Origin of the sequence: Pseudomonas sp. HPB0071, from assembly GCF_000478505.2 — a bacterium.
GTDB lineage: Bacteria > Pseudomonadota > Gammaproteobacteria > Pseudomonadales > Pseudomonadaceae > Chryseomonas > Chryseomonas luteola.
Window position 1 is genome coordinate 1,429,043 of sequence record NZ_KI517367.1, and the last position, 12,172, is coordinate 1,441,214.

Sequence of the window (12,172 nt, forward strand, 5' to 3'; positions counted from 1 at the left end):
ACGCCTGCCTGGGCAGCTCAGTGGCTACACAGGCGCAAGGGTATCCGGCGCTTTAACGACGGTAGGTTTGCAGACCCGGCTTGATACTTTTCTCATCGAGGAACTGCTTCATGCCTTCTTCACGGCCATGCTCGGGATCGCGCAGGCGAGCCTGGTCAAGCTTGGCGTACAGGTAGTCTTCGTTCTGCTCCCAGTTGAGTTCACGGCAGCGCTTGAAGCCAATCTTGGCCGCCCGCAGCACCACCGGATTCTTTTCAAGCAGCTCACGCGCCAGGGTGACGGTTTCCTCGCGCAACTGCGCCAGCGGGACACTCTTGTTGACCAGCCCCATCTGGGCAGCCTTGACCCCATCGAAGGTACGCCCTGTCATGATGTAATAGAGCGACTCACGATGGCCAACTGTATCCGCCATCGCCTTGCTCACCAGATTGCCAGGCGGAATACCCCAGTTGACTTCGGAGAGACCAAACGTGGCCTCATCGGCGGCAATGGCCAGATCACAGGCCACCAGCGGGCTGAAGCCACCGCCAAAACACCAGCCGTTGACCATGGCAATGGTCGGCTTGCTGTACATTCGCAGCAGCTTCCACTGCCATTCGGAGGCCTCACGGCGGATTTTTTCCTGAAGAATCTCAGGGCCTGCATCCACCTCGCGGAAATATTCCTTGAGGTCCATGCCTGCTGTCCAGGCATCGCCGGCCCCGGTCAGTACCACTACCCCGGCATCGGCATCCTGTTCCAGCGTTTCCAGAATCTCGCGCATTTCCCGGTTCAGCGTCGGGCTCATAGCGTTGCGCTTTTCGGGACGATTAAGGGTCACCCAGGCAATGCCCTCTTCGACCTTCACCTCTACCGTTTTCCAGCGACCTTCATAATTGCTCATGGCGGAACCCTTGTTGTTGTGCTTCTTGTGAGTCCAAGCTAAGGCAGAAAAATAGTTATGTCAATTAACTATTTTTAGCTTTTTACAATTATTTATGCCCCTCCTATGCCGCCAAGACCCGGCCTCCTTTTGACATATTTCGAGGCGTCACCCAAATAGTTAGTCCAATCAATCATTTGAGAAGATAGGCGTCATACACCACAGCCTTGCCCAGGCGCATGGCACTGCCAACGCCGATGGCCCGATTGAGCCAGTCATACTTCTCGGCGCTGGTTTCAAATGTCATCGTGACCTTGAAAAAGTATTTGCTCGGATCGACAGGCTTTCCGGCGGCCACATCCTTCATCACCTCTGGCGGACCGTAGCGGTACCCCTTGGTTTGCAGGTAAACAAGTGCGCCGTCATCGGTCTTGAGCAGGTAGCGTGTATCGATGATGGCCAGCCCATCGTCGGTCACGACCTGCCAATCCGCGCCGTTGTTAAGAATTTCTCCCTTGAACGATGGCCCCTCAAAGCGGCCACCGGTAATCGGGATGATTCGGCGTTTGCCCAGCTCGCTCGTCTTGCCAAGCTCCCAGACAGGCGCCGTCAGATCGACCTCAAACCGGGCCAATCTTTCCAACCCAAGCGGCGGCGGATCAAAGGCAGGCTTTTCCCGTGCTTCCTCTGCCAGCGAGACGCCTGACAGTAACGTGCTAGCCGTCAACAAGGCGGCTACCCATAGAGATCTGAACATGGTTTCTCCTTAATGAGCCGGTTCACCTGCCAGCACACCTGTGCTGACCGGCTTGGCGGCCTGTCGGTTGAGCAGGCAGAGCACAGACGCCGCAGCGATCAGCACGCCGGGGGCTGTTGCGATGACCAGGGTCGATGCCGCGCCGCCCATGGCCAGTACCTGACCGGCCAGGAGCGGACCGGCCATGGCGCCTAATCGTCCGATCGCCACGGCTGAGCCCACCCCGGTCGCTCGTACGGCCGCCGGATACACCAGAGGCGCCAGCGCATACAGCACCAACTGGCCGCCTACTACAAAGAGGCCCGCCAGGAATCCCGCCATGATGACCCCGGCAAAGCTGCTCGAAAGCCCAAGCCCCGCCAGTCCGGCCAAGATACCGGCGTAGATGGCGACCACGACGATTCGGGGTTTCCAGCGGTCCATCAGTAGACCGAACAGGACCGAGCCGATACCGCCACCGATATTGAACAGGATCTGAACCGTCACGGCTTGGCTGCGGGTGAACCCCTGCCCAACCAGCAGCGATGGCAGCCAGTTGAGCAGCATGTACATCACCGTCAGGGTAAAAAAGTAGCTGACCCACAGCATCAGCGTGGTGGATGCCCTTACCTGATGAAAGAGGCCATCCCAGGTGCGAATGGACTGCTCGGTTGCCCGGGCCGCCTGCCGGCTTTTGACGAATGCCGATGACTCCATCAGATACACGCCCAGCAGGGGCGCCACCAGAAGCGGCGCAAAGCCTCCTACATAAAATACCGTCCGCCAGCCCAGCCCGGTCTCCAGCAGACCAACAATGGCCGCCAGCGCACCACCCAGTGGCACACCGCAATACATCAGGCTTACCGCTGTATTGCGGGCACGCTCGCCGGCCGACTCGGAGGATAGGGCAATCAGGTTGGGTAACGCCCCACCCAGCCCGATGCCGGTCATGAAGCGTGCGATCAACAGGCTCTGCATATCCCAGACATGAGCGCTGGCCAGCGAAAAGAGACCAAACAGCACAACCGAGGCAATCAGCACCTTTTTGCGCCCGATCCGATCGGCGCACCAACCTCCTAAAAAAGCCCCCGGCAGCAAGCCCAGAATGCTGGCACTGAAGACCAGCCCCATCTGCGCCGGCTTGAAGCCAAACGCGGCAGCCATACTGGGCGCTGCGATGCCCATGGCCTGCAGATCCATTCCCTCCAGCAGAGCCACTACAAAGCACAACCCTATGGTCAGGCGTGTACGGGCATCAGCCATCCCGAGCGTAGTCATAGCGAAACCTCCTCATGGGTCAGGCGCATCAGAAACGGAACGTTGTTGAAACCATGCCGAAGTGGGTATCCGAGCCATTGGCCTGCCGCACGGCCTTACCCGCCTGGAAATAGCTGTATTCCAGGTCCACGGTCAGGTTGGCGGTCGGTAGCCAGCGCAGATTGTTGCGAAACAGGTTGCCCGTTTTGGGCGATGAGCTGTTGGGCGTTCCCGGTACATAGGACATGCCCGGCAGATAAACGCCATCGCGGGTGCTTTCACGCCAGACGGCAAAGGCACCGGCCTCCAGCTGCAGGTACTCGCGTGGGGCGAATGTCAGCAGCGGGCCGATCAGATACATGTTCGAAAGGGTGGTCAGTCCCGAATCTCCATAAAAACCATTCTTGGGAAACAGCGGGTCGAACGTGCCAACCTTGTCATCACCAAAGCGGTCATCACCGTTGGCGGCATCGAAACGCACCGCCAATCGTGGCTTCCAGGGCTGCCTGAAGGTATATCCCGTCTCGCTGCTGATACCCCAGGCACGAATACGCGCCCCTTCCAGATGACCACCCTGGTAGGCCAGATCCCACGACCAGTCCCAACCGGCCTGCTTGCCAAACAGCCGCACGCCTCCGGTGTAGCGCTTTTCGCTTCCAGTCAGCCCATCCAGGGTGCGCTCGTTGGTTTCCAGGCCAAATCCGTATACATCCATTTTCAGGATGGCTGTCAGCGGTAGCGTGCCGTACAACCCATAAAACTTGACGTTATTGTTGGAGCCATCATCAAAGCTGTCTTCGCCTGTCTCGACGGGACGCAAGCCAAAGGCATCGAGCTTGTAGCCGCCGGGACGGGAATAGCTCAGGCGTACCCCATCGAAATTGAGCCGGATATTGCGTGCATCACGGTAGGTAACAAACGCCTGGTTGCCGTAACCCAGCTCTTGACGCCCTACCCGCGTCATCAGCCGCCCGCCCAGGGTATTGGTATTGATGTCGATAAAGGCCTGATGCAGCTCCGTCCTGCTCTGGTCATACGGCCCGTAAAGCGCCTTGTTCCAGGCCCGGGTGTTTTCCAGCTGGACGAACGCACGGACTTGGTCATCCAAGAGATGCAGATCACCATGGACCTGAAGCCGTTGCTGAATGTAGGAATCCTTGTTCACACCACGCAGCCCAAAGACGGGGTTATTGATGGTATCCGCACGGTAGCGCGCTTCCGCACCAAACTGGACCCAGGCCGAATCGGACAGCCGCTGATAACGGAGCGGATCAAAAAAGTCGCTCCGCTTGGACGCATCGTCCAGAAACCGATAGTCCTCCGCCCAGCGAGGCGGCCCGGGTGGTAGAGGACGTGCTTTTTCCAGAGCATTATCGAGCGGCGCAGGACGCGACTGCTCCAGTACCACCGAAGGGGCAGCCTGAACCGCCAGGGAAACTCCGGATAACGCAACAGCAAGGCATGAGGGCGCCAGCGCGCCGGCACGCCAGGAAAGCGATAAGGACATGACCGATACCTGTTTATTGTTGTTGTGGATCAGTGCTGGGAAACGAAAGGTCTTGGTCAGCCGGAGAGCAGCGACACGTCGTTAACGTGCCGAGGTAGCCGAAAAACGGTATGAATACGGAAGATGAATAACGCAGGGTAAGCGGGTGAATCGGTACGAATGAACATAGACTAGCCCCATATTGTTTTTATTATTAACTTTTGGATGAATGCCGTTGGCTTCATCTCTATGTGCTTGCCTTCTGGATACTTGACGTCAGCCTGCCTACCGTCAAGACATTAACGGTCTTAACGATCGATTATCGAACGTTATAATTATTAACTATTTAGATGGCTAAGCATGCAAATGGATGTATCGCGCGCAAAGCAGCATGCCAGACAGGAAGGGATAGAAAAGGCGAGAAGATAGGCAAAAAACCGCCACCCCCTTAAAGGCAGATGGCGGTCAGACGGGTCAGAAACTGATCTTGCCTGCGCCAGCCTCGGAAGGCACCTTGGAGGCCACGAGGGAAGCCGCCATCTTGGTGTATTTGTAAGGAGGCGTCCAACCGATATTGGAATTCCATGAGCATTTCATGGAAACGCCATTGATCAGCGAGCCGGCGTCCTTGTAGACAGAGCCGCCATTCTTGGCGGTGATCTTGTCACAACTGCTAATGCCGCTGATGTTGAAGGCATTGGCCTCGGACAGGATAGCCGATGACTTGCCTACTCCATGGGCGGAATAGAACGGATAGACCGCGTCCTTTGTGTTACCTGTGTGCAGGTTGTTGTACAGGTGAACCTGACCAAACCGTACACGCGGCGCACGCTGCGTAACGTTCTCGAAAACCGAGTTGTGGATAGTGACCTTCAACTTGCCCTTGTCGGTCGAGCTGGCACTGTCGCTGGAGCCGATCAGGATGTTCTTGTCGTGCAGCTTGAACACGGTGTTGGAGATGGTGACGTAGTTGGCGCCCTTCTTCACGTCCAGCGCCCCGTCATGATGCTGCACATGGCGACCCTTCTTGATCTCGCTCGGATCATCAGGGCGGCTACCGTCGGTAAACGTCATATGGTCGATCCAGACGTTACTCGCGCCCTGTACCGTGACGCCGTCGTACTCGGAGTTCCAGTTACCGGCATCGCCATCATCCGGATCGAAAACCGGCGTGGGGTCCCACGGATTTTCGATGGTCAGGTTACGCATGATCACGTTGTTTTCCTTGATCATGAAAAACCCGTTGACGATCTGCGCAGTAGAGCCCAGACCCACAATCGTGGTGTTACCAGGCACAACCAGCTCAGCGCGCTTTTTCATCTCGCTGGTACTGGTATAAGCCTTGCCTTCACTGATATCGATCTTGCCGGATACCTTGATAATGCGGCTGCTGGCCGAGGCCTTCAACGCGTTCTTCAGGTCATTGGCGGTGCGTACGGTATAGATATTGGCGGAGGCTGCAGCTGCGCCACCCTTGGTTCCCCCGTTTTGCGTAGCCCAGCCTGTACTGGCCGCCTCACGCATATCCGCTGCAAAGGTGCTGGCGGCCGCGGTCAACAGCACCACGCCTGCGCCCAGTAAAGCCGGCTTCTTGAGCGAGCCTGATTTCATGGTCATGTACACGTCCTTACTGTTTAGTGTCTGTAACGCGCACGCAGGCTCAACGCAAATGAGTTTCACTGCAATAATGTCATATTGGAATTTTTAGATTTCTAAAGATAGCTCTCAACCAAAATGAGTAGCGTCTCTGCTTTCGTCTGTCGACGCGTCGAGGTTCCATGACATGCAGGCCGATAAACGACGCACAACGGCTTGTGTGGTAGACAAGAAACCCCTCTAGCAAAAGCACCAGAGGGGCCAGAATCGTCAGCAGTCAATCAGAAACTGATTTTGCCTGCGCCAGCAGAAGACTGAACGCTGGAAGCTACCAGCGAAGCGGCCATCTTGGTGTACTTGTAAGGGGGCGTCCAACCAATATTGGCGTCCCAGGAGCAGGTCATTGTGACGCCGTTAATCAATGAACCAACGTCCTTGTAGACAGAGCCGCCGTTCTGCGCAGTGACCTTGTCGCAGCTGCTGATACCACTGATGTTAAAGGCATTGGCCTCGGACAGAATCGCTGAAGACTTGCCGACACCATGGGCCGAGTAGAACGGGTAGACGGGATCCTTCGTATTGCCGGCATGCAGGTTGTTGTACAGGTGTACCTGCCCGAAACGCACACGTGGGGCACGCTGAGAAACGTTTTCGAAGATCGAGTTATGAATGGTGACTTTGAGCTTTCCGCTGTCCGTCGAGCTGGCGCTATCACTGGAGCCGATCAGGATATTCTTGTCGTGCAGCTTGAAGATGGTATGGGAGATGGTCACGTAGTTCGCGCCCTTCTTCACATCCAGCGCACCGTCGTGATGCTGTACATGCCGCCCGTTCTTGATCTCGTTTGGATCATCCGGACGGCTGCCATCGGTAAAGGTCAGATGATCAATCCAGACATTATTGGCCCCTTCAATGGTGACGCCATCGAACTCCGAGTTCCAGTTACCCAGACTACCATCATCCGGATCCCAGACCGGCACTGGGTCCCATGGGTTCTCGATAGTCAGGTTGCGCATGATCACGTTATTTTCCTTGATCATGAAAAACCCGTTAACGATCTGCGCAGTAGAGCCCAGGCCCACAATGGTCGTGTTAGCCGGTACGTTCAGTTGTGCGCGGCTTTTCATGTCGCTGGTCGTGGAGTAGGCCTTGCCGTCACTGATATCAATCTTGCCGGAGACCTTGATGATACGGCTGCTGGCGGTGGCTTTCAGCGCATTCTTGAGTTCTGTTGCATTGCGTACGGTGTAGACATTGACCGACGACGCCGCCGCGCCGCCTTTCGTACCGCCATTCTGCGTAGCCCAGCCGGTACTGGCGGCTTCCAGTACGTCGGCGGCAAAGCTGCTCGAGGCCATGACAGACATCAACAGACCCGCGCTCAACGTTAATACCTTGAGTTGCCCACACTTCATCTTCATCTTGTTTTTCCTACGTTGGGTTCACTGCCACTCATTTATAAATCTAACAATCTAAATACCGGCATATTGGTATTAGGCTGAACAAAGACATCTTCGAGAAACACCTGAGCCATAACGCTCAGGCATTTAATGTTCAAAAGGATGTTTAAAGCCAACCGAGACGAATGCTGGCTCGCTAGAAGTTGATCCTGCCTGCACCGGCTCTCACGGGTACGGCAAGCGGTACGAGTGAAGCTGGTAATTTGGTATATCGATACGGCGGAGCCCAACCGATATTCGGATCCCACGAGCAGGTCATTTTCCGACCATTGATAAGCGAACCGACATCCTTGTAAACCGTGCCACCCCAATTGGCCGTTACCTGGTCACACCCGCTGATACCGGAAATCGCGAAGACATTAGCTTCCGAGAGAATGGCGGAGGACTTACCTACTCCGTGGGCGTAAACAAAGGGATAAACAGCGTCCTTGGTATTGCCAAGGTGAAGGTTGTTGTACAGATGCACCTGCCCGAACCGTACCCGTGGTGCGCGCTGGCCTACATCCTGAAAAACCGAATTGTGGATAGTGACTTTCAGCTTGCCGCTATCAGTAGTACCGCGGCTATCGCTGTTACCGATCAGGATGTTCTTGTCGTGCAGTTTGAATACGGTATTGGATACAGTGACGTAGTTCGCACCCAACACTACATCAAGAGCGCCGTCATGATGCTGGATATGAATACCATTGCCGATCTCATTCGGATCGTCCAGGCGCCCGCCGTCCGTAAAGGTCAGATGATCGAGCCAGACGTTACTGGCACCGCTGATCGTGACGCCATCGAATTCCGAATTCCAGTTACCCAGATCACCGTCATCCGGATCCCAGGTAGGCGAAGGGTCCCAGGCATTTTCGATCGTGAGATTACGCATGATCACGTTGTTCTGCTTGATCATGAAGAACCCATCCACAATACCGGCCTGCTTGCCCAAACCAATAATGGTCGTATTGCCCGGAACATTCAGCAGGCCGCGTTCGGCCATGTCGCTCGTACTGGTAAAGGGTTTTCCGTCACTGATATCGATCGTTCCGACAATCTTGATGATGCGCCCACTGCTTGCAGCGTTTGCACTTAGCGCCTGTTTGAGCTCGGTGGCAGAACGTACAGTATAGATATCGGTTCCCATGGCGGCAGAGCCTCCACGTGTACCACCGTTCTGGGTTGCCCAGCCGGACGTCGCCACTTCGCGCACATGGGCTGCCAGACTGCTCGTGCTGACTGCCAGCAACAACACGCCTGTTACCCATGTAGACCTAGCCTGCAGAATAGACTTAGTTGTCATACCAGCTTCCTGTTTTTATTAGTATGGAATTGCCGCTTACAACAAAATTACGCAATAAAACCTTAGATGTGACTCTAGACGATAGCTATATGCTGTATGTCGTCATACCACAATAGTCCATCTTAATTTCTTGTAAAGCAACTGCCCAAGATAAGTTTTACCGACAGCTGGTCGGCTGATGAACGAACAGAGGCGTCATCTCAAGATGCCGGATGACTAAATCATGAGACGCAAGGTAGAGGGAAGCCATGGCTATATAAATTTATAAGGTGGTAGATAAAAATATCGTAAATCAGAATAGACCAATCAGCTCTTTCTCAAAAAAATCTCAACAAAATCCTTAAATTTCAATAATTTAAAGTTAAAGACAAGCGCTTTTAAAACAATGGCACGCCCTCTGCTATACCCAGGGATATGAAGGTTGCAGCGTGTTTGCCTGCATCTCACAGACAACCCATGGAGTAGCGTAGAAATGGACAAGCAGAATTATCAGCTTCTTGAAGTAGCCAACGGCAAGCCTATCAAGATGTGGACCGAAGGCGTCCCGGTCGAAGGCGATGCCAAACAGCAACTGATGAATACAGCCAAGATGCCATTCATCTTCAAGCATCTGGCAGTAATGCCGGATGTCCACCTGGGTAAAGGCTCCACTATCGGTAGCGTTATCCCAACTGTGGGCGCCATCATCCCTGCGGCGGTGGGCGTCGACATCGGCTGCGGAATGATCGCGGCGCGTACGTCACTGATGGCTTCAGACCTGCCTGACAACCTGCAACCGCTACGCAGCTCCATCGAAAAGGCCGTTCCCCACGGCAAGACTTTTGGCCGCCGCGACCAGGGTGCCTGGCAGAACGTACCTGATATGGCCGATCATGCCTGGTCCAGCCTGGCCAAGCGTTTCAAGGCCATTACCGATAAATACCCGAAACTGGAAAAGACCAACAACCGCAACCACCTGGGTACTTTGGGTACCGGGAACCATTTTATCGAGGTCTGTCTGGACGAAGCCCAGCGGGTCTGGTTCATGCTGCACAGCGGCTCGCGTGGTGTTGGCAACGCCATTGGCAATCTGTTCATCGAGCTGGCAAAAAAAGACATGCAACAGCATATCGCCAATCTTCCTGATAAGGACTTGGCGTACTTCGAGGAGGGCAGCAAGCACTACAACGATTATGTCGAGGCTGTCGCCTGGGCGCAGGACTTTGCCAAACAGAACCGCGCCCTGATGATGCACGCAGTGATCGATGCGGCCCGAAAGGTCATCACCAAGCCGTTTGAGGCAAACCTGGAAGCGGTCAACTGCCACCATAACTACGTGCAGAAAGAACAGCATTTCGGTCAGGAGGTACTGATTACCCGCAAAGGGGCGGTATCAGCCAAGAAGGGCGAATTGGGCATCATTCCCGGCTCCATGGGTGCCAAGAGCTTTATCGTTCGCGGCCTGGGCAACGAGGAGTCATTCTGTTCCTGCAGCCATGGCGCCGGACGAACCATGAGCCGGACCAAGGCCAAGAACCTGTTTACGGTCGAGGACCAGGTACGCGCTACCGCACATGTGGAATGCCGAAAGGATGCCAACGTCATCGATGAGATCCCGATGGCCTATAAAGACATCGACCGTGTAATGGAAGCCCAGCGCAGCCTGGTGGAAGTGGTGCACACCCTGCGTCAGGTGGTATGCGTCAAAGGCTGATCAGCTTCACTGGACGAATGAAAGCAGATTGAACTGCACGACAAAAAAGGTTTTCACCATGGAAGAACTACAAGTGGACGGGTCGATCGGCGGTGGTCAGATCCTGCGTAGCGCCTTGAGCCTGTCCATGATCACGGGCCAGCCGTTCAGTATCATCAATATTCGTGCGAAGCGGAGCCGCCCTGGCCTGCTTCGCCAGCACCTGACAGCCGTGCAAGCGGCCGCCGCGATATGCGATGCAACGCTTGAGGGTGCGGAGCTGAGCTCGCTGAGCCTGCGTTTTCAGCCTGGCGCAATCAAGGGTGGTAATTATGAATTTGCCATCAGCACGGCAGGCAGCTGTGTACTTGTCCTGCAGACCGTGTTGCCCGCCCTGCTCAAGGCACCTGCTCCCAGTCGCCTGAGACTGAAAGGCGGAACGCACAATCCTGCTGCACCACCAGTCGACTTCCTGCAAAAAGCATGGCTACCGTTACTGAAACGGATGGGCGCCCATATAGAGCTGGACCTCATCCGTCATGGCTTTGCTCCTGCGGGTGGAGGTGAGATGACGGTAGTGATCCAACCCAGCAGGTTGAGTCCGTTGATATTGGAAGACCGTGGTCAATTGGTCAGCCAGCAGGCGCAAGCGCTTCTGGCGGGCCTGCCCGAGTCGATAGGCACGCGCGAGCTAAACCAAGTGGCACAACGTTTGGGCTGGTCTCAGGACAACCTGCATACCGTTCAGTTACACAGAGCGCAGGGGCCTGGAAACGTAGTGCTAATCGAGCAACAGTACGAGGCGGTTACCGAGGTGTTCGCTGCGTTCGGGCAAAGCCGCGTCAGGGCAGAACAGGTCGCCAATCATGCCATTGATGAACTGCTCGCCTTTGAGCACAGCGGTGCTGCCGTAGGCGAGCATCTGGCGGACCAGCTCTTGCTGCCCCTGTTGTTGGCGGGCAGCGGCCGTTTCACCTGCCTGCATGCGTCTGAGCATTTGCGTAGTAATGCCGAGGTCATCCAGCGGTTCTGCCCGGTCCGCATCGTGATCGAACCCTTGAGCGGTGACTGCTATCAGGTACGGTTAGAGTCACACTAGGCTCGAAACCAAAAAAGGCGCCTGACAGGCGCCTTTCTCATAAACAGGCTGCCTACTTTTGCAGCTCTTGAATTCGTTCCAGCAACGCAACCGTTTCAGGCGCGCCCATACGTTGTGCAGCTGCAAGAGGCGTTACACCGTTAGCATCCTGGGCGTTAATATTGGCGCCTTTTTCGATCAGGTATTCGGCGATTTCGGCCCGATTGAACATCGCAGCCATCATCAGTGCGGTCTTGCCATCCGGGGATACGCCTTCCACATCGGCACCCTGCTCAACCAACAGCTTTACCATTGGCAGATTGCCCTTGAAGGCTGCACCCGCAATAGGACTCTGGCCGTTATCGTTGCAGATATTCGGGTCAGCGCCATGATCGAGCAATGTACGTACCGCATCAAGCTGTCCATGGTAGCTGGCCAGCATTAGCAGTGTGTCACCTTTGCTGGTGCGTAAGTTGGGGGGCAGCCCCTTATCCAGCAGCTTGCCCAATGTGACTGCATCGCCACTGCGCGCCAAATCGAGTACTTGATGGGCGAACTCAATCGCCTGGTCTTCGGAAAGTTGTGCGTCGCGGTTTTCTTCAGTCATCTCGCTTCCTTGATATGCGGTAATAACAGTGCCGTTTATTGCGACTGCGTTCCGCCATTTTAATTCGTCCTGATGAGTGCCGGGGTGAAGAACGTATCTATCGGCTCACGCAAGGTTTTACATAAGAACCCTGCAT

General features: G+C 55.3%; 10 protein-coding genes. 2 read left to right on the forward strand and 8 right to left on the reverse strand.

The genetic code is table 11. The features are described from left to right. Positions 1-52 precede the first annotated feature (52 nt). From HMPREF1487_RS06935 to HMPREF1487_RS06965, 7 genes are all read right to left on the reverse strand, one after another. Positions 53-883 (reverse strand): p-hydroxycinnamoyl CoA hydratase/lyase, encoded by an 831-nt coding sequence (locus tag HMPREF1487_RS06935; protein ID WP_010795913.1) that lies wholly within the window; start codon positions 881-883, stop codon positions 53-55. A 172-nt stretch (positions 884-1,055) separates the two neighbouring features. Beyond that, positions 1,056-1,619: a DUF3237 domain-containing protein gene (locus HMPREF1487_RS06940; protein WP_010795914.1), complete on the reverse strand. Its 564-nt coding sequence runs from the start codon at positions 1,617-1,619 to the stop codon at positions 1,056-1,058. A 9-nt stretch (positions 1,620-1,628) separates the two neighbouring features. Next, positions 1,629-2,876 carry a 3-(3-hydroxy-phenyl)propionate transporter MhpT gene (mhpT, locus tag HMPREF1487_RS06945; RefSeq protein WP_010795915.1) on the reverse strand — a complete coding sequence of 416 codons (1,248 nt, stop codon included), beginning with the start codon at positions 2,874-2,876 and terminating at the stop codon, positions 1,629-1,631. A gap of 28 nt (positions 2,877-2,904) precedes the next feature. Then, positions 2,905-4,362, reverse strand: coding sequence for an alginate export family protein (locus tag HMPREF1487_RS06950; protein WP_010795916.1), 1,458 nt, complete (start codon positions 4,360-4,362; stop codon positions 2,905-2,907). Positions 4,363-4,815: 453 nt separating this feature from the next. After that, complete coding sequence (locus HMPREF1487_RS06955; protein ID WP_010795917.1) at positions 4,816-5,958, reverse strand: pectate lyase family protein; 1,143 nt, start codon at positions 5,956-5,958, stop codon at positions 4,816-4,818. A gap of 260 nt (positions 5,959-6,218) precedes the next feature. Continuing rightward, on the reverse strand, positions 6,219-7,358 hold the full coding sequence (locus HMPREF1487_RS06960) for a pectate lyase family protein (RefSeq protein WP_010795918.1): 1,140 nt from the start codon (positions 7,356-7,358) through the stop codon (positions 6,219-6,221). A 175-nt stretch (positions 7,359-7,533) separates the two neighbouring features. After that, positions 7,534-8,679 carry a pectate lyase family protein gene (locus HMPREF1487_RS06965; protein WP_010795919.1) on the reverse strand — a complete coding sequence of 382 codons (1,146 nt, stop codon included), beginning with the start codon at positions 8,677-8,679 and terminating at the stop codon, positions 7,534-7,536. A 472-nt stretch (positions 8,680-9,151) separates the two neighbouring features. Between HMPREF1487_RS06965 and HMPREF1487_RS06970 the strand changes: the two genes are divergently transcribed. Continuing rightward, positions 9,152-10,372 (forward strand): RtcB family protein, encoded by a 1,221-nt coding sequence (locus tag HMPREF1487_RS06970; protein WP_010795920.1) that lies wholly within the window; start codon positions 9,152-9,154, stop codon positions 10,370-10,372. A 58-nt stretch (positions 10,373-10,430) separates the two neighbouring features. After that, the gene (gene rtcA, locus HMPREF1487_RS06975) at positions 10,431-11,450 is read left to right on the forward strand and encodes an RNA 3'-terminal phosphate cyclase (RefSeq protein ID WP_010795921.1); all 1,020 of its coding nucleotides are present in this window, start codon (positions 10,431-10,433) and stop codon (positions 11,448-11,450) included. Positions 11,451-11,502: 52 nt separating this feature from the next. On the opposite strand, the gene HMPREF1487_RS06980 is transcribed toward rtcA, so the two are convergent. Next, on the reverse strand, positions 11,503-12,036 hold the full coding sequence (locus tag HMPREF1487_RS06980) for an ankyrin repeat domain-containing protein (RefSeq protein WP_010795922.1): 534 nt from the start codon (positions 12,034-12,036) through the stop codon (positions 11,503-11,505). Positions 12,037-12,172 lie beyond the last annotated feature (136 nt).